Below are 20,009 nucleotides of genomic sequence, written 5' to 3' on the forward strand. Positions count from 1 at the left end.
GTCAAAGTACGACGCACGGCGTCGTGCCAGAGCGCCAATCGCCGTTCGCGCAGGTCTGCCGGCATCTGCGGTTCGAAACGGCGATCCAGCTTCCAGCCGGAGGCGAACTCGGTTCGGTCGGGCCAGACCCCGGCGGCGTGACCGGCCAACCAGGCGGCCCCCAGCGCAGTCGTCTCCAACACCGTCGGCCGGTCGACGGGAGCCCCTAGAATGTCGGCCAGGCGCTGAAGGGTCCAGTCGCTGGCACTCATGCCGCCGTCCACCCGCAGCACCAGATCCTGATCGAGTGCGCCGTCGGCGCGGATCGCCTCGATCAGGTCGCGGGTCTGAAAGGCAACGGCCTCCAGCGCCGCCAAGGCCAACTCCTTCGGCCCGGACCCGCGGGTCAGTCCGAAAATCGCACCGCGGGCCTCGGCATCCCAATGGGGTGCCCCGAGCCCGACGAAGGCCGGTACCAGGATCACCTGTTGTTCGGGATCCGCGGTCTCGGCCAGTGCAGTGCTGTCCGCCGCCCGCTCGATGATGCCGAGGCCGTCGCGCAGCCACTGCACGGCGGCGCCGGCCACGAAGATCGAGCCCTCGAGCGCATAGGTGGTCTGGCCGTCGAGACGATAGGCCACGGTGGTCAGCAAGCGGTGGCCGGAAGCCACCGGCCGCGCGCCGGTATTGATCAGCGCGAAGCAGCCTGTGCCGTAGGTCGACTTCATCATGCCGGTCTCGAAACAGGCCTGGCCGACCGTGGCCGCCTGCTGGTCCCCGGCGACGCCACGGATCGGAATCGGCGCGCCGAACAGGGCCGGATCGCAGGTGCCGAAATCGTCGGCGCAGTCCTTGACCTCGGGCATCATGGCGGCGGGAATGCGCAGAAGCTCTAGCAACTCGGCGTCCCAAACCTGGCGGTGGATGTCGAACAGCAGCGTGCGCGCCGCATTGGTTGCATCGGTCAGATGCAGCCGGCCGCCGGTCAAACGCCAGATCAGAAAGCTGTCGATGGTGCCGAAGGCGAGATGCCCGGCCTCCGCCGCCTCCCGCGCGCCCTCGACCTCCTCCAGCAGCCACGCAACCTTGGTGGCCGAGAAGTAGGGATCGAGCAGCAGGCCCGTACTGGCCGTCACGCGGGCTTCGTGCCCCGCCTCCTTCAGGTCGTGGCAGAGACCGGCGGTACGCCGGTCCTGCCAAACGATCGCCTTGTGGATCGGCTTGCCGTCGCGCCGATCCCAGACCACCACGGTTTCGCGCTGGTTGGTGATGCCGAGCGCGGGCAGTTGACCAGCTTCCAGCCCGGCGGCCTCCAGCGCGCCGCGCACCGTGGCGAGCGTGGTCTCCCAGATCTCCTCGGCGTCGTGCTCGACCCAGCCGGCATGGGGAAAGTACTGCGGAAATTCCTGCTGCGCCTGGCCCAGGATCGAGGTATCCGCGGCAAAGACGATGGCGCGCGTCGAGGTGGTGCCCTGGTCGATGGCCAGGACAGGGGCTTCGCGACTCAAGACCTGCCTCCCTAGTGATGGTGCGCGTTCGGCCTCGCAGCTTGAACAGCAAGGACCGTGCAATCCGTTTTTACGTCTTTCGACCTAACGCGGACGGCGCCGACTCGCAACCGCCAGCCGCTGGTTCAATCGGGACTGAAGGTCACCGCCTTTCGCTCCCGCCTCAGCCAGTCCAGAAACGCGGCGATCGGTTTCTCCCTTTGTCGGCCCGGACGGGTGACGAAGAAGTATCCGAAATCCGACGATAGCGTTCTTTGGAAAGGCCGCACGAGACGCCCAGCCATCCACTGGCGCCGCGATGCCGCGCGCCGGTGGATGGCGGACAACAGCGAAAAGGTTGAAGGCTGGGACTCCTGAACCGCCAAAGTCTCGGCCTCCGAAAGCAATGACGGCCCTCTCACCGGCGTGAGGGGGCCGTTCTTTCGGTCTGCGGCTTCAGCGTCTCGCGACAATCCCGGAGCGGTCGAAATAGGCACTCGGGGGAACGCCCAGCGCCTTCTTGAACATGGTCGTGAAACTACCCGGCGTCCGGTAGCCCAGGTCGAGCGCGACGGTGGTGACCGGATCGCCGGCCGCCAGACGCTCGAGGGCCAGGACGACGCGAAGCTGTTGGCGCCAGGCGGTGAAGGACATTCCGGTATCGGCCAGAAAGCGGCGGGCCAGCGTGCGTTCGCTGACATGCGCGACCTGCGCCCAGCCGCCCAAAGAGCGCTCGTCGGCCGGATTGGCCCGCAGCATCCGCATGACGCGGCGAACCCTCTCATCCTTGCCCTCCGGCAGAAGCAAAGGGCTGGCCGGCAAGGCAATCAGGCGGTCGAGCAGGACCCGTACCATACGGGCCTCCGGCCCCGCCGCCGCATAGTCCCAAGGCATCTGCGCCGCCGTGCGAATGAGTTCGCGGGTCAGCGGATCGACCTGAACGACGGTGCAGCGCGGCGGTAGGTCGGCGCAGAGAGCCGGTGCGATGAAGATTCCGCGGAAGGCCACTTCGCGCGGATACCAGGCCCCGTGCGGCGTGCCGGGAGGCACCCAGACGGCGCGGTGCGGCGGCACCACGAAGAGCGCCTCGTCGGTTTCCACCGATACGCAGCCACGCTCGGGATAAATGAGCTGTCCGCGTCCGTGGCTGTGGCGCGCCACGCGGCGGGGGCCCGGGTGATTCCAGACTTCGCCAACGACGGGATTTGCCGCACTGTCGGCGGGATGACGCTCCAGGCCTGACATGACCGATCTTCCGAAAAGTTTGACCGAGTCTCGGAAGATAGATGGGGCTCCAAGCCCCAGATCAAACATCTAAGCAAACACCGGCTCGATGAAGCCCATGCGAAAGAGCGGGGACGCGGTTCCCGAACCACGGTGAGAAACACCCTGGAATGCAGGAGAGCGGAATGACGCAGTTCACCGTGAATGGAGAGGCTGTCGAGAGCGGGGCGCCGCCGGAGACCGCGCTGCTCTGGGTGCTACGCGAGCATCTGGGACTGACCGGCACCAAGTTCGGCTGCGGCGCCGGGATGTGCGGCACCTGTACGGTGCACCTCGACGGTCAGCCGGCCTTTTCCTGCCTGACCCAGGTCGGGGATGTCGCGGGCCGCGAAGTCACCACGATCGAAGGTCTGTCCGCGGATGGCGACCACCCGCTGCAGCGTGCCTGGGTGGCCGAGCAGGTGCCCCAGTGCGGCTACTGCCAGTCCGGACAGATCATGCGCGCCGCCGCCCTGTTGAACGAGTCGCCCGACGCCGATGAAGGCGAGATCCGCGAGGCCATGAGCATGAACCTCTGCCGCTGCGGCACCTACAACCGGATCGTCCGGGCCGTGCAGCGCGCCGCCAGGGAGGCGTGAGATGATCCGCCTGACTTCGGAGTCACCCATCCCACGCCTGTCCCGCCGCAGCTTCTTGGGCGGTGCCGCCGCCCTGAGCTTCGCGGTCGGCAGCAGCGGTCTGACGCAGGTCGCCTGGTCCGCAACCGACAGCGCGGCAATGGACGATCTGGAGCCCAACATCTGGGTCCGAATCGCCGCCGACGACAGCATCACCATCGTCTTTCCCTCGACCGAAATGGGCCAAGGCAGCTCGACCGCCCTCCCCGTCATCCTGGCAGAAGAACTGGATGCCGATTGGGACCAGGTGCGAGTCGAGCAGTTGGACCGGGACGACCGCGCCTTCGGCAATCCGCTATTCGGCGGCGTGCTCTATACGGCGGGCAGTACCGGCGTTTCCGGCTACTTCGACCCCCTGCGCAAGGCCGGAGCGCAGGCCCGGCAACTGCTCCTGCAGATCGCGGCGGATCACTGGTCGGTCCCGCGCGACTCTCTGGTCACCGAACCCGGCGTCGTCGCCCATCCGGAGACAGGCCGCCGCATGAGCTACGGCGAGATCGCGGCGCTGCCTCCCGTTGCGCTCGCCATTCCGGAGATCGCCGAAAGCGACCTGAAACCCCGCAGTGCCTACCGACTGATCGGCCAGAGCGTGCCGCGCCGCGACGTCCCGGCCAAGAGCCGGGGAACGGAAGTCTACGCCATCGACGTGCGGGTTCCCGGCATGATCTACGCCACAGTGCTGCGCAGTCCGGTGGAGGGCGAGACGCCGCGGGAGATCGACGAAACCGAAACACTGAGCGTGGCCGGCGTCTTGCAGACCGTGGCGCTGCCGGACGGGGTTGCCGTGGCAGCGGACAGCCTGGAGGCCGCGCTGGCCGGAAGAGAGCGGCTGCAGGTCGTCTGGAGCGCGGACTCTCCCGCCCGCGCCTTCGATAGCGAGGTCGACCTGGCGAGCTATGTCGACGCCGCCGCCGACCCGGATCACAAGAGCGCGCCCTGGCGCAGCGAAGGGGACGCGGCAACGGCGCTCGCCGGGGCCGAGCGCGTTCTGGAGGCCGACTACCTGTCGGACTACGCCTACCACGCGCAGATGGAGCCGATGGCCGCGGTCGCCGCGGTCGACGCCGACGGCAAGGGCGCGGAGGTCTGGGCCGGCAGCCAGACGCAAAGCTGGACCGTCCGCACCATCACGGACGTGCTGGAGACTACGCCCGACCGGATCCGTCTGCACATGATGACCATGGGCGGCAGCTTCGGACGGCGCACCGCGCTGACCCAGGAATACCTGCGCGACGCCCTGCTCGTCTCCAAGGCCCTAGGCCGCCCCGTGAAGACGGTCTGGACGCGCGAGGACGATATCAAGTTCGGCTGGTTCCGGCCGGCCGCCGCTCAGAAGCTGCGGGCGGGCCTGACCGCCGACGGTCAGCTCGCCGGGTGGCATCATCGGGTCGCCACGCCCTCGGTGATCGCCTACTTCAACCCCCTGCGCTGGGAACAGGTCGACCCCAGCGACATCATCTCCATGCGCGGTGCCGAGAGTAAGTTCTACGGCATCCCCGACTTTCTGGCCGAACACGTCATCACCGAACGCCGCGCGCGGCTGGCGCCCTGGCGGGCCATCGGCGCCAGCTACACGAGCTTCGCGGCGGAGGCCTTCATGGATGAACTGGCGGAGGCCGCCGGCAGAGATCCGCTGGCCTTCCGCCTGGACCTGCTGCGGGACAATCCGCGCGGACGCCGCCTGCTGGAACGGGTCGCCGAGATGGCCGGTTGGAGCGATAGACCGCAAACCGGCGCCGTCGGAGACCGCGCGCTCGGCCTGTCCTTTGCCGGCTACGGCGATACCATGGCCGCCGGCATCGCGGAGATATCGCTCGACCGCGACAGCGGACGGATCGCGGTGCACCGCTTCTGGTCGGCCGTGGACGGCGGCCTGGTGATTTCCCCCGACAACGCCCAGGCGCAGGTCGAGGGCGGAATCATCTACGGCCTCGGCAGCGCCCTGAGGGAGCGGATCACCATCCGCAACGGCGAGGTCGAACAGAACAATTTCTACGACTACGAAATCCTGCGCGCCAACGAAGTGCCGGAGATCGAAGTACAGTTCCAGGTCAGCGACGGCCCGCCGACCGGCATGGGCGAAGTCGGTACGCCCATGACCTCCGCAGCGGTGGCCAATGCCTTCCACGCCCTGACCGGCAAGCGGCTGCGCCACCTGCCCTTCACGCCGGACCGGGTGCTGGAGGCCTTGGCCAGCTAGTCCGGAAGGTCGCCCAGGCGCGCTACAGAGATGCCGGCAAGGTTCGCCGCCGTCATGGCGGGCCGAGCCTTGCTAACTTTCCGAACGTTTCATGGCGCGGGCTTGCAGCGAGACCCACCAGACAAAGCCGACGCCGATCAGGAAGATGCCCAGGCCGGCGAAGAACAGGCAGATAAACAGAGCTGGGGGAATGCCCATCTCTTCCTCTCTCGGGAAGCTGGGAACAGCCGGCCTCGCGGAGCGAGGTCGCCTGTCTTCAACCCGGTCTAGATGGAGACGCCATACTTGGCCGCGATCTCGGCACCAGTCATGTTTTCCGTCTCGTTGGAAAAATCGTAGAAGGCCGGCTTTTCATCGATGAAGACCTGATGATCGAAGACGAGACCCTCTTCGTTCTCGAAGAGGCCCGCGGGGACGATGAACTGCCCGTTCTCTTTCAGCCGGTAGAAAAGATGGGTTCCGCAGCTGCCGCAGAAGCCACGCTCCGCCCAGGCCGAGGAATCGAAGACCTTCACCTGATCTTCCCCCTCGATCGCGATGTCAGTCCCGCAGTCGACGGCCAGCAGCGGCCCGCCGCTCCAACGCCGGCACATCGAGCAGTGACAGGCGCCCGCGCTGCTGCTCGCGCTCTTGGCCGTGATCTTGACCGCACCGCAGAGACACTGCCCCCGGCGTTCCGTTGCGTCCGACATTTGCTCCTCCCTCTGATGTCCTCTCGTGGCGAACCACGAGTGTCTAAGGATAAAGGTCTCGGCGCAGATCCGCGAGATAAGGATTGATCTCCCGGAGCCGGGCGATCGACTGCCTGTCGATCTCGACGGTCATCAAGGTCTCGCTCTCGGCGTCGGCCCGGCAAAGCTCGGCACCGTCCGGTCCAACCAGTGCCGAACGGCCGACGTAGGTCAGGTCGCCTTCGGTCCCGACCCGATTGACGTAGGCGAGGAAGACGCCGTTCTCGTAGGCCCGCGCCGGAACCACCGTATCGGCGACGATGCTGTAGGGCGCCATCAGGGCGGTCGGCACCGCGATCAGCTCGGCTCCTTCGACCGCCAGAGCGCGGACCGCCTCTGGAAACTCGACGTCGTAACAGATCAGCAACCCGACCTTCAGGCCGTCCAGTTCGATCAGCGGCGGCCGGCCGGGTCCGCGCGCGAAGTGCGTCCGCTCGCCCGGTCCGAAGAGGTGTGCCTTGCGGTAAACCGCTCGGGCCGCGTCGCGGTCGACGAAGAGGACGGCGTTATAGACCTCGTCTCCCTGCGCTTCCGGAAAGCCGAAGAGCAGCGCCAGGCCCTGCCGGGCCGCGATCTCTGCGGCACGGCTGGCGGCGGGACCGCCGGCCCGTTCCGCTAGCTCCCGGGTACGCGCGCCAATGTTGTAGCCGGTCAGGAACAGCTCCGGCGCGATCAGCAGCCGGGCACCCTGCCCCGCCGCCTCGGCGGCCTTGGCCTCCAGCAGATCCAGGTTGCCGCTCACCGATCCGGCACCGGCGGTCTGGAGGAGCGCGATCTTCATGTCTCACGCCCCTGCAAGGCGCCAAGCAACCGGGGCAGATTGCCGAAGCGCGCGATCAAGCCGAAGACGAGAAGCGCAACGGCGACGAAGACCACGGCGACTGCCGCCATCACCGGAGTATAGCCGTAACGCAGGGAGTTGAAGATCTTGATCGGCAAGGTCTCGACCGTAAAGCCGGCGACCATGTAGGCGACGATATACTCGTTGAGACTCAGCACGAAGGCGAAGGCGAAACCGCTGACGATGTAAGGGCGGACCAGCGGGAAGATGACGCTGCGGAAGATCTGTCCGGGCGTGGCGCCCATGGTGGCCGCCGCCTCCACCAGCCTGAGGTCGATCGACTGAAAGCCGAGACTGATGGTGACCATCGGCAGGGTAACGAAGAAGATCGCATGGCTGATCACCACGGTCACGAAGTCGCCGTAGAGCCCGACTGTCGCCCAGAAAGCCAGGAAACCGAGCGCCGAGATCACCGGGGGCAGCACAAAGGGCGCGGTGCCGAGGGTGTAGAGCGCCGCCGCATAGCGCACCCGCCAGCGCCAGAGAAAGTAGGCCAAAGGCAGGGCGATGGAGACCGCGAGCGTCGCGGAGAGCAGGGCGATGGACAGGGAGTTCAGAAGTGCGTTCGACCAGCCATCGTCCCTCAGGATTTCGGCGAACCACTGCAGGCTGAAGCCGCGCGGCGGGAAGTAGAGCACGCGGCCCTCGTTCAGGGCGACGCCGGCGATCACCACCAGAGGCGCGACCAGCACCAGTCCGATCGCGCCCATGAAGAGACGAATGCCCCAGACCCCGATCATGCGGCCACCTTCCTGCGCCCCAGCAGCAAGGTCAGACCGACCAGTGCGAGACTGACCAGCATCAGGAAGATCGCCATGGCCGCGCCGAAAGGCAGGTTCGACTGAAAAATCGTCTGATCGGTGATCATCACCGAGATGGTCCAGTGCTGCGGCCGACCGAGCAGTTGCGGCAGCAGATAGATTCCCAGCGTGAAGACGAAAGCGAGGATCAGGCTCGAGAGGATGGCGTTGCGCGACGCGCCGACGACGACCGTGAAGAAGGCCCGCAGCGGCGAGGCCCCCATGGTCATGGCCGCCTCCACCAGTTCGCGGTCCAAACGGACCAGTGTCGGATAGAGCAGCAGCACTGTGTAAGGGAAAGCCAGGTAGCACATGCCGACCAGCAAAGCGGCAAAACCGGGCGACCAGCTTTCCGGCTGCTCCAGCAGTCCGACGGCGACCAGGAGGTTCGAGAGGCCGGCCGAGCGGCTGAGCAGGGTCGACCAGGCGAAACCGACGATCACCTCGGAGAGGCTGAGGACCGACAACAGGAACACCAGCCAGACGATCTGCCGCCGCCGCTCCAGCCGGGTCAGCAGGTAGGTGAAGGGAAAGCCCAGGCCGACGCAGATCGCCGCCGCCAGCGCCGAGAGACCCAGCGAAAACACCAGCACGTTGCCGAAGAAGGCCGAGAGAAAGCGCGCGTAGTTGTCGAAGGTGAGACTGGGTTCGTAGAAGCCGCCCGGTACCCGCTGAAAAAAGCTGATCGTCACCATGATGCCGAAGGGCACCACGAAGAAAATCAGCAGCATCAGCGCCGGATAGAGCACCGGCGCGTGGTCGCCCAGCGTGCGAGGGATCGCCCCTGGTCGCGTCGAACTCACGCGGCGAAGACCACGATGGCCTCGGCCGGCAGCTCGACCGTGACCCGGTCGCCGCTGGCGAAGAGCGGATCGCCCTCAGGTATGTCGACAGCGACCAGGCGCTGGCCGGCGCAGTCGATGTGGGTTTCCACCGTCTGTCCGACATCGCGCACGAAGATCACTTCGCCCGGCAGGCGGTTGGCGCCGGCCGCATCGGCGGCGCCCAGACGCAGATCCTCCGGCCGGATGGAGGCGGTGACGGCGCCGCTCTCGGGACCGCCCGACACGGCGACTTCGCCGCCGGGCAGCTCGATCCGTCCGCCGCCGCGGGCGCGGCCCTCGAGCAGATTGGAGGTTCCGATGAAGTCGGCGACGAAGGCGTTGGCGGGGTTACGGTAGATCTCCAGCGGACTGCCGGCCTGCTGCACTCGTCCCTGCTCCATCACCACGATGGTGTCGGCCATGGTCATGGCCTCGCGCTGGTCGTGGGTGACCAGGATGGTGGTGATGCCGAGCCGCCGCTGAAGCAGCCGAAGTTCGACCTGCAAAGCCTCGCGCAGCTTGGCATCGAGAGCACTCAGGGGCTCATCCAGCAGAAACAGGCGCGGATCGACGGCGAGCGCCCGTGCGATGGCCACGCGCTGACGCTGACCGCCGGAAAGCTGCGCGACCTGGCGCGCCGCGATGTCCGGAAGCTGGATCAGCTCCAGCAACTCGGCGACGCGCGCGCGTTGCGCGGCCTTGTCGCTGCCCCGGACCGCCAGTGCATAGGCGACGTTCTCGGCCACGCTGAGATGCGGGAAGAGCGCCAGCGATTGGAAGACCATGCCGAAGTCGCGCTTGTGGACCGGCAGGTCGGTGATGTCCTCCCCGTCGAGATGCAGACGCCCGTCGCTGGGCGCCTCCAACCCCGCGATCATGCGCAGCAGAGTGGTCTTCCCGCAGCCGGAGGGACCCAGCAGGCAAACGAAACAGCCCTCGGGTACCGTCAGGTCGATGTGATCGACGGCCGTCATCGCTCCGAAGCGCTTGACGACGGACTCCAGGCGAAGTTCCGCCATGGGGGCTAGCGGGCGGGGCGGCCGTACGGTCGGCCGCCCCTTCTGCGGATCGCCGTCATCAGCTGGTGATCGTCTCGATCCACTGCTGCTCCAGCCAGTCGCCGCGCTCCACGTACATCCGGTAGTTCGGGATGATCGGCGCAATGTCGCTGGCCACCGCCGAGAATTCTTCCTCGGTCAAATCGAGCAGGTCGCGCTTCACGGTGGGAGCCGTGCCGACGTTGCGGGACAGCGACGCCTGGATCTCGGGCTGGCACATGTAATCGATGAAGACATGCGCCTCCTCGGCCATGGTCGAGGCGCGAGTGACGGCCCAGCTCCCGGAGTCGTTCACGCCGCCCTCCTTCGGGAAGGTCGAGCGCACGGGGAAGCCTTCCGCCGCCGCGAGGCCGGCCACGTCGTGATAGTACTGGCCCATCGGGATTTCGCCGGTCTGCAGCGCCTGCTGGAACTGCCCTTCGTCGCGGTACCAGAGCTTCACGTTCGGCTTCAGCTCGGCCAGCTTGGCGAGCACTTCCAGAATCCCCTCGTCGCTGCCGAGGATATCCTGGCCGCCGAAGTGCGTCTCGGCGGTGATCTCCAGCAGGAAGGAGTTGGTCGCCAGGGCCAGCAGGCCCAGCGTGTCCTCCTTGTCCTCGGCCCACATGTCCGCCCAAGAGGTCGGCGCCTCGGCGAAGACGTCGCTGTTGCTCACCAGCGTGATGTACCAGGCCACCGCACCGATGCCGTCGATGCGCCCGTCCGGATAGGTATGGACGAACTGCTCGAGCAGGTTTTCCATATGCGGCAGCTTGGACGCGTCGAGCGGCATCCAGAGCTCGGTCGACTGGCCCTTCAGCATCGGCGTCTGCGCCATCATGTTCACGTCGGCCGGCGCCCGGCCGGCCCGCGCCGCCTGTTCGAGCTGAACCAGCCAGGCTTCGCCGGTCGGCTCGGCCACGGACTCCACCTCGATACCGGTCGCGGCGGTGAAGTCCGGGAAGATGAACTGGTCGAAGGAGTCCTGGAAGTAGCCGCCGTAGACGCCGACCTTCAGCGGCTCGGCCGCGCGGGCCCGAATGGCCGGCATGCCGACCGCCGCGACACCGGCGGCGGCGCCAAGGCCGCCCAAGACCGTGCGGCGGCTGACGCGGCTGCCCGGCAGTTTCGTCTTCTTCGTCATGAAATCGCTTTCCCTGTTCGTTGTGAGCGTCGAGCGCTCTTAGGGCAGACGTTACGGATAAACCTTCGCCGGCTCAAGATGTTGCACTGCATATAAATTGAGCTTTCAGACCCGATCCCTATAGCGGATCGCGCAGCAGCGGCATGGTCATGCAGTGGACGCCACCGCCGCCCCGGGTGAAGAGGTCGAGCGGCAACTCGATCACCTCGATGCCCTCCGCCCTCATCGCCGCGTTGGCGGCCGTGGCATGGGCCGCCGAGATGACCCTGTCGTCGCCCAGCGCCAGCACGTTGCAGGCCATGGTCATGGCGTCCTTGTAGCCGACCGGGATCAGCCGGATCTGCCTGGCTTCCAGCCAATCCAGCAACCCGCCGTCCAGCACCTCTCGGCAAGCCAGGGCCAGCGAGGGCGTCACCATGGAGAAGAGCACGTCCAGATGCAGGAAGTGCTCCGGGAAAGGCTGGAGCCGCACCTCCCAGCCCTCGGCCGCGAACCAGTCGGCGAACTGCCGCGCGCCCGCCGCGTCGGTCCGCTCGCCCGAGTAGCCGACCAGCAGCAGGCCGGGACGGATGATGTGGATGTCCCCGCCCTCCAGAGTGCCTCGGGTCGAGTAGCGCCAGACACCTTCCGCCTGACCGTAGAAGTCGATGACGCTGGCATACTCGCCGCGCCGTTGCGGCCGGTAGAGCTGGGTGATCACCGGACCCCACGGCGTCATCTGCGAGGAGTCCCGGGTATAGACCTGATAGGGCAGATGCGCCTCGGGCTTGCTGTAGCGGCAGACGACACCGGCCGCCTCCAGCGCCCGTACCAAGCCGTCGTACTGCGCCACCAGATCCGCCTGGGTCGGCGACCGCGTCCCCTCGGCCAGAGTCTTCTGCGCGATGCTGTTGGTCGGCTGCCAGGCGTAGTGATCGGGCCGACAGAGCAGGACCTCGCGCAGCCGCCCCGTCTCCGACTCCAAACGCCACGTCTGCTGCATCGCCCGCTCCCGCTGTTTCTATTCGCCAGTTGCTTCGATTCGAGAAACCGGATCCTGCCCTAACCGTCGGGCGCGGTCACCTCGTAGCCGAAGCGGCCAGCGCGTCCGATCAGCCACTCCCAGAGACTCTCGGCGAAACCGCGTGCCACGACGATCTCGAAGACCGGCCCGGTCTCCGGCGCGTCATCACGCAGGAGCAGGGTGACGGCGATGTGGCCGAGCAGCGTGGCGGCTCCGGCTCCGACGGGGAAGCGCTCCGGCGCCAGATCGAGCGCCGTGCCGAAGGCCAGAAGATCGCGCGCCTTGAGTCCGGCCAAGCGAATCAGCGCACGGCCATGACTGTTGTCGACAGGAGATGCGGTCTCGCCCAGCAAGGCCCGCAGCTCGTCGGCCAACTCTCCTTCCGGACGGTGTTCAGCCAGAACCAACAGACTGTCGGGAGCACTGTGCAGAACCAACGGCGCGGGTCCGATCCAGCGAGCCGGTTCCGGCATGCTCCCGAAGCGCTCGGCGATCCGCCGCGCCATCTCCGCGCCTGCACCGGGCCGGGCTTCGACTGTCACGATCGAGGGAGCCAGCGACACGGCGAGCGTCACTTCCACCTCCCCCTCGACCTCAACCCGGGTCGGCAGGGCGATGCCGGCCAGGGAGCCGAGACGGCGCGCGGCGCGGACCTCAGGCATGGAGACGCTCGTGATCGGGATCGACGAAGACGGGATCGCAGACCTCACCGCGATAGAGTCCCTCGCGCAGCGGATCGTAGATCGTCACCTCCTCGCCCAGCCGCTCCCGCCCGCGCTTGAGAAAGGCCAGACCGATCCAGGACTCCAGGATCGGCGAATAGGCGACGGAAGCGAGGAAGCCCTGGTCGGTCTCGACCGAGGGCCTCTCGCCCGGCGTCAGCAGGTGGGCGCCGGCGCGCAGCTTGGCGCCTCGGCTCACCGGCTTGAGGCCGACCAGAACCGGCCGCTCGGGGTCCTCGAAAGCTTCGCGCCGGCTCATGGCGCGGCCGATGTAGTCCTTCTTGCCCGACAGCATCTTGCCCAGTCCCAAGTCCTGCGCAGTGGTGCGGCCGTCCAGCTCGCCACCAGCCGGGTGGCCCTTCTCAATGCGCAGAGTGGAGAGTGCCTCGCCGCCGTAGGGTTGGATGCCGAAATCGGCGCCATAGCGCAGCAGGGCATCCGCCAGTTCCTCGCCGTAATCCGCCGGCACCGCGATCTCATAGGCCAGCTCGCCGGAAAAGGAGATGCGGAAGAGACGCGCCGGCAGACCGCCCAGCACCGTGGTCTCGGCCGCCGCCAGGAAAGGAAAGGCCTCATTGGAGACGTCGAGGCCGTCGAGCATGCGCTGTAATACTTTCCGCGACTGCGGGCCGGCCAGCGCCACCTGGCCCCATTGGTCGGTGACAGAGGCGACCTGTACGTCGAGATCCGGCCAGAGCGCCTGCAAGCAGAACTCCAGGTGCGCCATGACCGGACCGGCATTGGCGGTGGTCGTGGTCATGAGGTAGTGCTGCTCGCCCAGACGGCTGGTGGTGCCGTCGTCGAAGACGAAACCGTCCTCCCGCAGCATCAGGCCATAGCGCGCCTTGCCGACCGGCAGGGTCTTCCAGCCGTTGCAGTAGACGCGATTGAGGAATTCGGCCGCGTCCGCGCCCTGGACATCGATCTTGCCCAAGGTAGAGACATCGCAGAGGCCGACGCGGCTGCGCACGGCGCGCACTTCGCGGCACATGGCGGCGAACCAGTCCTCCGCGCCGCGCGGATAGTGGGAGGGGCGCATCCAGGCGCCGGCTTCGATCATCTCGGCACCCTGGCGCAACATCCAACGATGCAATGGCGAGCGGCGGACCGGCCTGTAGTCCGGCCCGACGTGCGGTCCCGCCAGCGCGCCCAGCGGGATCGGCACATAGGCCGGGCGATAGGTCGTGGTCCCCACCTCGGGGATCGGCCGTCCCGTGACCTCAGCCAGGATCGCCAGGCCGTTGACGTTGGACAGCTTGCCCTGGTCGGTCGCCATGCCCAGCGTCGTATAGCGCTTCATCAGCTCGACCGAGCGGTAGCCCTCGGCCACGGCCAGGGGAATGTCCCTGGTGGTGACGTCGTTCTGGAAATCGACGAAGGCCTTGCCCTTAGACTCCCCGACCCACCAGAGCGGCGTCACCGCACAGGGTTCTTCCGGACAGGAGGGCGCCGCGACCTGAGGCATCGCGCGGTCCAGATCTTGGCAGACCGAGGCCACCGCCGCCAAAGCGGACTGGAAGCAGGCCGCGGTCGTCATATGACCGGAGGCGGCACCGGCGACACGCAAGTCGGCGCCGATATCTGCCGGCCGGAAGGCCGCAAGCTCCTCGTCCCAAACCGGCTTGGCGCCACGATGGCAGGTGAGATGCAACGTGGGATTCCAGCCGCCCGACATCAACAGCGTATCGCACTCCAGCGTAACCCGCCGCCCGTGCGCCCGCTCGACAAGATCGATACCCTGGAGCGCGAGGTCGCCGAACGGGTGGCCGCCTTTGGTGTCGGCCACCACCGACTGCCGCCACACCTGGCATTCGAGACCGTGATCGGCCGGCACCTTGGGCCGCGCATCGACCAGACCGGCCAAGGCCACACCGGCGGCCTGAAGGTCGCGGGCGACCTGGTAGCCGCTATCGCCATTGACGAAGAGCGCGACCTTACGACCCGGCGCGACACCGTAGCGTGCGGCCAACGCCTGGCCAGCGGAAGCGAGCTGCACGCCGGGGCGGTCGTTGCCGCCGAAGACCAGGGGTCGTTCCTCGGCCCCCGCACAGAGCAGCGCTCGTCCGGCCTGGATCCGCCAATAGATCAGCCGTGGCAGATGGGCGGGCGGAACCGGCAGATGATCGGCGACCCGCTCCAACGCGCCGAAGCCGTTGCCGTCGTACCAGCCGAACACCGTGGTTCGCGGCAACAGCCGTACCTTCGGCGCGGCCTCCAGCTCCGCCAGAACGTCGTCGCGCCAGGCCAATGCCTCCTGCTCGCCGAAGGGCGCCGAACGGCTGAGCAGACGCCCGCCCGCCTCAGGCTGATCGTCGGCCAGGATCACGCGCAGACCGGCGCGGGCGGCGGCCAAGGCCGCGATCAGGCCGGAAGGTCCGGCACCGATCACCAGCAGGTCGCAGTGCAGATGGCCCTTCTCGTAGGTGTCGGGATCGGGCGCGTGGCTGGCGCGGCCGAGGCCGGCGGCGCGGCGGATCAGCGGTTCGTAGACCCGTTCCCAGAAGGCGGCCGGCCACATGAAGGTCTTGTAGTAGAAGCCGGCGGGCAGGAAGGGCGAGAGAAGCTGGTTGAGCGCGCCGATATCGAAGCGGCGGGACGGCCAAGCGTTCTGGCTCGTCGCCTCCAGGCCGTCGTAGAGCTCGACCGTGGTGGCCCGGCTGTTGGGCTCGCGCCGGGCACCGCCGCGCAGCTCCACCAGCGCATTGGGCTCGGCCGGCCCGTCGGTCAGCAGGCCGCGCGGACGGTGGTACTTGAAGCTGCGGCCGAACAGCCGCACCCCCTTCGCCGTCAGCGCGCTCGCCAGCGTATCGCCGGGGTGACCATCGAAAGCCTCGCCGTCGAAGGTGAAGCCGAGACGCCGGCCGCGGTCGATCCGCCCGCCGCTCTCCAGGCGGTAGCCGCTCACGATCCGTCCCTCTTACGCGCGACGTCGCGTGCCAATTCGACCGTGTGAATCTCGTGGGTCGCCGTGTCCCGCTCCACCACCAGCCAGGCGCGGCAGCCCCCGACGTGCTGCCAGAACTCGCGATGCCGGCCGCGCGGGTTGTTCCGCAGATAGATGTAGTCGTACCAGGCTTCGGGATCGGCCTCGGGAGTCTCGGGCCGCCGCGGCGTCGCATCGCCGAGGACCGTGAACTCCTCGCTCGCGCGGGACCCGCAGAAGGGGCAGGAAATCAGCATCGCTTTCCTCTCTCCCTCAATGCAGGTTCGGGCGGGCACCGCCGCCGCGTTCGTCGATCACCCGGCCGCCGCGAAAGCGGTCCAGGCGGAACTTGGCGTTCAGCGCGTGCGGCGCGTCCCGGGCAATCGTGTGGGCGAAGCACCACCCCGAGGCGGGCGTCGCCTTGAAGCCGCCATAGCACCAGCCGCAGTTCAGATAGAGGCCCTCGACGGGCGTCTTGTCGATGATCGGACTGCCGTCCATGGACATGTCCATGATACCGCCCCAGGACCGCAGCAGACGCAGCCGCGAGACACCGGGCAGCATGGCGACGCCGGCCTCGATGACATGCTCGACGATGGGCAGGTTGCCGCGCTGGGCATAGGAGTTGTAGCCGTCGATGTCGCCGCCGAAAACCAGCCCGCCCTTGTCGGACTGGCTGACGTAGAAATGGCCGGCGCCATAGGTGACGACCTGATCGAGGTAGGGCTTGATCGCCTCGCTGACGAAGGCCTGCAGCACATGGCTTTCGATCGGCAGCTTGAGCCCCGCCATGGCCGCCGTACGCGAGGAATTGCCGGCCGTCGCCAGCCCCAGCTTGGTACAGGCGATCCGGCCGCGCGAGGTCTCGACCCCCGTGACGCGGCCGCTCTCGACCGAGATGCCGGTGACCTCGCAGTTCTGCAACAGGTCGACGCCACGGCTGTCGGCGCCGCGCGCGTAGCCCCAGGCGACGGCGTCGTGACGCACCGTACCGCCGCGCCGCTGCAGCAGGCCGCCGTGGATCGGGAAGCGGGCGTTGTCGAAGTCGAGGAAGGGCACTAGGGCCCTCACCCCTTCGCGGTTCAGCAGCTCCGCGTCGATCCCGTGCAGCCGCATGGCCGTACCGCGCCGGGCATAGGCGTCGCGCTGCGCGTCCGAGTGATAGAGGTTCAGGACCCCGCGCTGGCTGACCATGGCGTTGAAGTTGAAATCCTGCTCCAGCCCTTCCCAGAGCTGCATCGACTTCTCGTAGAACTGGACATTGCCGTCGAGCAGGTAGTTGGAGCGCACGATGGTGGTGTTGCGCCCGACACTGCCGGAGCCGAGGTAGCCCTTCTCCAGCACCGCGACGTTGGCAACGCCGTGCTCCTTGGCCAGGTAATAGGCCGTGGCGAGGCCATGACCGCCACCGCCGACGATCACCACGTCGTAGGCGGGCTTCGGCTCAGGCTCGCGCCAGGCCGGCGCAACGCAGGCCAGCCCTCCGAAGGCCTGTTTGACGATGGAATGCCACCCGTAGCGCAAGGGCCGGCGGTCTCCTGCTCACGTTCCGCGATCTCGGATCCGACTCCTCGATCCTGCGATCTCTTGATAGAGCAAGCTCTCGCTGCACTTTTTAACTGAAGATAAATTGCAGATTAAGTTTGATATCACTTATATTTATCGGATGGATCTGAACAGCCTGAAGCTCTTCGCCACCGTGATCGAGGCTGGCTCCATGAGCCGGGCAGCCGCCCGGCTCGGGATCAGCCAGTCCGCCGTTTCGCAAGCCGTGAAGGCCCTGGAGGCCAACCTGGTCACGGAGCTGCTCGACCGGAGCCGCAAACCGGTGCGCCCAACGGCAGCCGGCGAAACGCTCTATGGCGAGAGCCGGACGCTGCTGGCCGATGCCGAGCGCTTGCGCGCCTTGGTCGGGCGCGCCTCCGGTCAGGGTCTCTCGCGCCTTCAGCTCGGGCTGGTGGACTCGATCTGCGCAGCCGTCGGCCCCGGCATCGTGCCGACGCTGGACGGGCTCGCCCAGGTCTGGTCGCTTCAGGCTGGTCTCAGCCACGAAATCGTCGAGTCCTTCCTGGAGCGCGCGCTCGATCTCGCCGTCATCTCCGAACCCGTCCGACCGCGCGGACTGCCGTTGCTGCAGGAGGAGATCTGCCGCGAAACCTATCTGCTGGCCGTCCCGCAAAGCTATGCCGGACCGCTGGATCGGCTGGAGCGTCTCTGCGCCGAGGTCGATCTGATCCGCTACTCCGCGCGCTCGGCGATCGGGCAACAGGTCGAGCGCCATCTCGCCCGCCTGCGCCTGACGCCGCCAAGGCGCATGGAGTTCGACGACGCCGAGCCGACCCTGGCGATGGTCGCGGCGGCCCGCGGCTTCGCCATCACGACACCGCTTTGCGTGCTGCAGGGCCAGACTTGGCTGCCCAGGATCCGCCTCGCCCCCCTGCCCGGCCCACGCCTGACCAAGGCCTTCCTGCTAATCGCGCGGCCCGGCCGCTGCGACCTGGAGGCCGAAACGCTGGCGGCCACCTGCCGCCGCATCCTGCGCGACGAAGCCTTGCCACGTGCGACACGACTGGACCCACTGCTGGCCCAATGCCTGACGGTGCCGCCCGAGACCAGGCCACCGGAGACGGACGGCCGCTAGCTGCCTACTTCGCGGCCTGAGAGGCAGCATCGGGTTCGGCCGTCGAGTCGCTGGCAAGTGTACGAAAGGCCTCGTACTGGCTGAGGAAGACCTGGCCGGTCAGCTCCTCCAGGAAAGGCGACCGCTGCAGGCGGTCCATCACCGGCCCCTTGACCTCGGACAGATGAAAGGTGACGCCGGCATCCTTGAGACGATGGTTGATCGCCTCCAGGCTCTCAAGGGCGCTGGCATCGATCTCGTTGACCGCCGGGCACATCAAGATGAAGTGCTCGAGCTGCGGCTGGGCGGCCACCAGGTCGTAGACCTTGTCCTCCAGATAGCGGGCGTTGGCGAAATAGAGACTCTCGTCGACCCGCAGGGTTGCCACGGTCTCGCTGGTGATCACCTTGTGGCGCAACACGTTGCGGAAATGCTCGGTCCCAGGCACCTGCCCGACCACGGCGACGTGCGGCCGGCTGGTCTTGAAAAGGTAGAGGGCAACCGACAGACCGACCCCGACGACGATACCCGCCTCCACTCCGTAGACCAGCGTGAGCAGAATCGTCGCCGCCATGGCGGCGAAGTCGGCCTTGGAATAGATCCAGGTTCGCTTCAACGCACCCAAGTCGACCAGCGAGAGCACCGCGACGATGATGGTCGCGGCCAAGGTCGCCTTGGGCAGGTAGAAGAGAAGCGGCGTCAGGAAGACGGTCGCCAGGGCGATCCCGACGGCGGTGAAGGCGCCGGCCGCCGGCGTCGCGGCGCCGGCATCGAAGTTGACCACCGAGCGTGCGAAACCGCCGGTGACCGGGTAGCCGCCGGACAGGGAGGAGGCGACGTTCGAGGCGCCCAGCCCAATCAGCTCCTGATCGGGATCGATCCGCTGGCGCCGCTTGGCCGCAAGGGTCTGCGCCACGGAGACGGACTCCACGAAGCCGACGATGGAGATCAGCACCGCCGGCATCAACAGGGACTGCCAAAGCTGCAGATCGAAGAGCGGCACCGCGAAGGGCGGCAGGCCCTGGGGTACCTGGCCGACAATGGCGACGCCGGCCTGCTGAAGATCCAGGCCCGCCGTCAGGGCAACGGTCGCCGCCACGGCCAGGACCGGCCCGGCCTTCGCGATCACCTCGGCGAGACGCCGGTGGAGACCGAAGCGCAGCAGCAGTGGTTTCAGGGAGCTGCGCACCCAAAAGAGAAAGGCCAAGGCCCCGCCCCCGATCAACAGGGTCGGCAGATTGGTCTCGCCGATCCCGCGCGCCAGGCCCACCAGCAGATCGACCAGCGTATGACCGCCGCCCGCGATCCCGAGAAGGTGTTTCACCTGGCTGGTGGCGATGATCAGACCGGAGGCCGTGATGAAACCGGAGATCACCGGGTGGCTGAGAAAGTTGGCCAGGAAGCCCAGTCGGAACAGGCCCATGGCGATGAGGAAGAGACCCGACAACAGCGCCAACACGATAGCTGCGGTCAGGTAGTCGGCCGTGCCTTGAGCCGCCACCTGACCGACCGCCGCCGCCGTCATCAGCGACACCACCGCGACCGGTCCGACCGCCAAGGCTCGGCTGGTACCGAAGACTGCATAGGCGATCAGCGGCAGGATGGAGGCGTAGAGCCCGACCTCCGGCGGCAGCCCGGCCAGCAGTGCGTAGGCCAGCGACTGCGGGATCAGCATGATGGTGACGATGATCGCCGCCACCAGGTCGTTCAGGGCTGCGTCCCGACCGTAGCTTCGCCCCCACTGCAGGATCGGCAGCCAGCGGCCGACACGCGCCAGAAAAACGCCTTTGCTCACGG

General features: G+C 67.4%; 18 protein-coding genes (1 of these 18 cut by a window edge). 3 read left to right on the forward strand and 15 right to left on the reverse strand.

Going from position 1 to position 20,009, the window contains the following annotated elements; genetic code table 11:
• Together glpK and DBZ32_RS06425 are read right to left on the reverse strand one after the other, a co-directional pair.
• A protein-coding gene (glpK, locus tag DBZ32_RS06415) for a glycerol kinase GlpK (RefSeq protein WP_119166231.1) crosses the window boundary here: on the reverse strand, positions 1–1,487 show its 5' portion. The gene continues 16 nt to the left of window position 1, outside the view; 1,487 of the gene's 1,503 nt are visible here — the first part of the coding sequence; the start codon lies at positions 1,485–1,487; the stop codon falls past the left edge of the window.
• A 435-nt stretch (positions 1,488–1,922) separates the two neighbouring features.
• On the reverse strand, positions 1,923–2,711 hold the full coding sequence (locus DBZ32_RS06425; RefSeq protein WP_162906596.1) for an AraC family transcriptional regulator: 789 nt from the start codon (positions 2,709–2,711) through the stop codon (positions 1,923–1,925).
• Positions 2,712–2,875: 164 nt separating this feature from the next.
• On the opposite strand from DBZ32_RS06425, the gene DBZ32_RS06430 reads away from it, so the two are divergent.
• Together DBZ32_RS06430 and DBZ32_RS06435 are read left to right on the forward strand one after the other, a co-directional pair.
• On the forward strand, positions 2,876–3,328 hold the full coding sequence (locus DBZ32_RS06430; protein ID WP_119166387.1) for a (2Fe-2S)-binding protein: 453 nt from the start codon (positions 2,876–2,878) through the stop codon (positions 3,326–3,328).
• Position 3,329: 1 nt separating this feature from the next.
• Entirely contained in the window at positions 3,330–5,567 is a 2,238-nt protein-coding gene (locus tag DBZ32_RS06435) for a xanthine dehydrogenase family protein molybdopterin-binding subunit (RefSeq protein WP_119166234.1), read from the forward strand.
• 72 nt (positions 5,568–5,639) lie between these two features.
• On the opposite strand, the gene DBZ32_RS22630 is transcribed toward DBZ32_RS06435, so the two are convergent.
• The 12 genes from DBZ32_RS22630 to DBZ32_RS06490 form a co-directional block, all read right to left on the reverse strand.
• Positions 5,640–5,765 (reverse strand): hypothetical protein, encoded by a 126-nt coding sequence (locus DBZ32_RS22630; protein ID WP_268877935.1) that lies wholly within the window; start codon positions 5,763–5,765, stop codon positions 5,640–5,642.
• A gap of 68 nt (positions 5,766–5,833) precedes the next feature.
• Positions 5,834–6,259: a GFA family protein gene (locus DBZ32_RS06440; protein ID WP_119166235.1), complete on the reverse strand. Its 426-nt coding sequence runs from the start codon at positions 6,257–6,259 to the stop codon at positions 5,834–5,836.
• A 43-nt stretch (positions 6,260–6,302) separates the two neighbouring features.
• Positions 6,303–7,079 (reverse strand): carbon-nitrogen hydrolase family protein, encoded by a 777-nt coding sequence (locus tag DBZ32_RS06445; RefSeq protein WP_119166236.1) that lies wholly within the window; start codon positions 7,077–7,079, stop codon positions 6,303–6,305.
• Positions 7,076–7,879 (reverse strand): ABC transporter permease, encoded by an 804-nt coding sequence (locus DBZ32_RS06450; protein WP_119166237.1) that lies wholly within the window; start codon positions 7,877–7,879, stop codon positions 7,076–7,078. The genes DBZ32_RS06445 and DBZ32_RS06450 overlap by 4 nt, the downstream gene beginning before the upstream one ends.
• A complete protein-coding gene (locus tag DBZ32_RS06455; protein WP_235830065.1) occupies positions 7,876–8,742 on the reverse strand; it encodes an ABC transporter permease in 867 nt (288 codons plus the stop codon). Before DBZ32_RS06455 ends, DBZ32_RS06450 begins: the two co-directional genes overlap by 4 nt.
• On the reverse strand, positions 8,739–9,782 hold the full coding sequence (locus DBZ32_RS06460) for an ABC transporter ATP-binding protein (RefSeq protein ID WP_119166238.1): 1,044 nt from the start codon (positions 9,780–9,782) through the stop codon (positions 8,739–8,741). The genes DBZ32_RS06455 and DBZ32_RS06460 overlap by 4 nt, the downstream gene beginning before the upstream one ends.
• Positions 9,783–9,840: 58 nt before the next feature.
• Entirely contained in the window at positions 9,841–10,944 is a 1,104-nt protein-coding gene (locus tag DBZ32_RS06465) for an ABC transporter substrate-binding protein (protein ID WP_162906597.1), read from the reverse strand.
• A gap of 118 nt (positions 10,945–11,062) precedes the next feature.
• Entirely contained in the window at positions 11,063–11,926 is an 864-nt protein-coding gene (locus DBZ32_RS06470; RefSeq protein WP_119166239.1) for a dimethylarginine dimethylaminohydrolase family protein, read from the reverse strand.
• A gap of 59 nt (positions 11,927–11,985) precedes the next feature.
• Positions 11,986–12,609 (reverse strand): sarcosine oxidase subunit gamma, encoded by a 624-nt coding sequence (locus tag DBZ32_RS06475; RefSeq protein WP_119166240.1) that lies wholly within the window; start codon positions 12,607–12,609, stop codon positions 11,986–11,988.
• Positions 12,602–15,574, reverse strand: a complete 2,973-nt coding sequence (locus DBZ32_RS06480; protein WP_119166241.1) for a sarcosine oxidase subunit alpha family protein — start codon at positions 15,572–15,574, stop codon at positions 12,602–12,604. Before DBZ32_RS06480 ends, DBZ32_RS06475 begins: the two co-directional genes overlap by 8 nt.
• Positions 15,571–15,849, reverse strand: a complete 279-nt coding sequence (locus DBZ32_RS06485; RefSeq protein ID WP_119166242.1) for a sarcosine oxidase subunit delta — start codon at positions 15,847–15,849, stop codon at positions 15,571–15,573. Before DBZ32_RS06485 ends, DBZ32_RS06480 begins: the two co-directional genes overlap by 4 nt.
• Before the next feature lie 16 nt (positions 15,850–15,865).
• Entirely contained in the window at positions 15,866–17,116 is a 1,251-nt protein-coding gene (locus DBZ32_RS06490) for a sarcosine oxidase subunit beta family protein (protein ID WP_119166243.1), read from the reverse strand.
• A 142-nt stretch (positions 17,117–17,258) separates the two neighbouring features.
• Between DBZ32_RS06490 and DBZ32_RS06495 the strand changes: the two genes are divergently transcribed.
• Positions 17,259–18,233 carry a LysR family transcriptional regulator gene (locus DBZ32_RS06495; RefSeq protein ID WP_119166244.1) on the forward strand — a complete coding sequence of 325 codons (975 nt, stop codon included), beginning with the start codon at positions 17,259–17,261 and terminating at the stop codon, positions 18,231–18,233.
• A gap of 4 nt (positions 18,234–18,237) precedes the next feature.
• Here the strand turns inward: DBZ32_RS06495 and DBZ32_RS06500 are convergent, their stop codons facing one another.
• Positions 18,238–20,007 carry a SulP family inorganic anion transporter gene (locus DBZ32_RS06500; protein WP_235830066.1) on the reverse strand — a complete coding sequence of 590 codons (1,770 nt, stop codon included), beginning with the start codon at positions 20,005–20,007 and terminating at the stop codon, positions 18,238–18,240.
• Positions 20,008–20,009 lie beyond the last annotated feature (2 nt).

Source organism: Algihabitans albus (assembly GCF_003572205.1).
Lineage (GTDB): Bacteria > Pseudomonadota > Alphaproteobacteria > Kiloniellales > DSM-21159 > Algihabitans > Algihabitans albus.

What these genes read in the sequence shown, in the direction of transcription:
- DBZ32_RS06445 (WP_119166236.1), bottom strand. Translation starts at nt 7,079, where the DNA reads ATGAAGATCGCGCTCCTCCAGACCGCCGGTGCCGGATCGGTGAGCGGC.
- DBZ32_RS06440 (WP_119166235.1), bottom strand. Translation starts at nt 6,259, where the DNA reads ATGTCGGACGCAACGGAACGCCGGGGGCAGTGTCTCTGCGGTGCGGTC.
- DBZ32_RS06485 (WP_119166242.1), bottom strand. Translation starts at nt 15,849, where the DNA reads ATGCTGATTTCCTGCCCCTTCTGCGGGTCCCGCGCGAGCGAGGAGTTC.
- DBZ32_RS06465 (WP_162906597.1), bottom strand. Translation starts at nt 10,944, where the DNA reads ATGACGAAGAAGACGAAACTGCCGGGCAGCCGCGTCAGCCGCCGCACG.
- DBZ32_RS06430 (WP_119166387.1), top strand. Translation starts at nt 2,876, where the DNA reads ATGACGCAGTTCACCGTGAATGGAGAGGCTGTCGAGAGCGGGGCGCCG.
- DBZ32_RS06425 (WP_162906596.1), bottom strand. Translation starts at nt 2,711, where the DNA reads ATGTCAGGCCTGGAGCGTCATCCCGCCGACAGTGCGGCAAATCCCGTC.
- DBZ32_RS06495 (WP_119166244.1), top strand. Translation starts at nt 17,259, where the DNA reads ATGGATCTGAACAGCCTGAAGCTCTTCGCCACCGTGATCGAGGCTGGC.
- DBZ32_RS06475 (WP_119166240.1), bottom strand. Translation starts at nt 12,609, where the DNA reads ATGCCTGAGGTCCGCGCCGCGCGCCGTCTCGGCTCCCTGGCCGGCATC.
- DBZ32_RS06450 (WP_119166237.1), bottom strand. Translation starts at nt 7,879, where the DNA reads ATGATCGGGGTCTGGGGCATTCGTCTCTTCATGGGCGCGATCGGACTG.
- DBZ32_RS06435 (WP_119166234.1), top strand. Translation starts at nt 3,330, where the DNA reads ATGATCCGCCTGACTTCGGAGTCACCCATCCCACGCCTGTCCCGCCGC.
- DBZ32_RS22630 (WP_268877935.1), bottom strand. Translation starts at nt 5,765, where the DNA reads ATGGGCATTCCCCCAGCTCTGTTTATCTGCCTGTTCTTCGCCGGCCTG.
- DBZ32_RS06460 (WP_119166238.1), bottom strand. Translation starts at nt 9,782, where the DNA reads ATGGCGGAACTTCGCCTGGAGTCCGTCGTCAAGCGCTTCGGAGCGATG.
- DBZ32_RS06470 (WP_119166239.1), bottom strand. Translation starts at nt 11,926, where the DNA reads ATGCAGCAGACGTGGCGTTTGGAGTCGGAGACGGGGCGGCTGCGCGAG.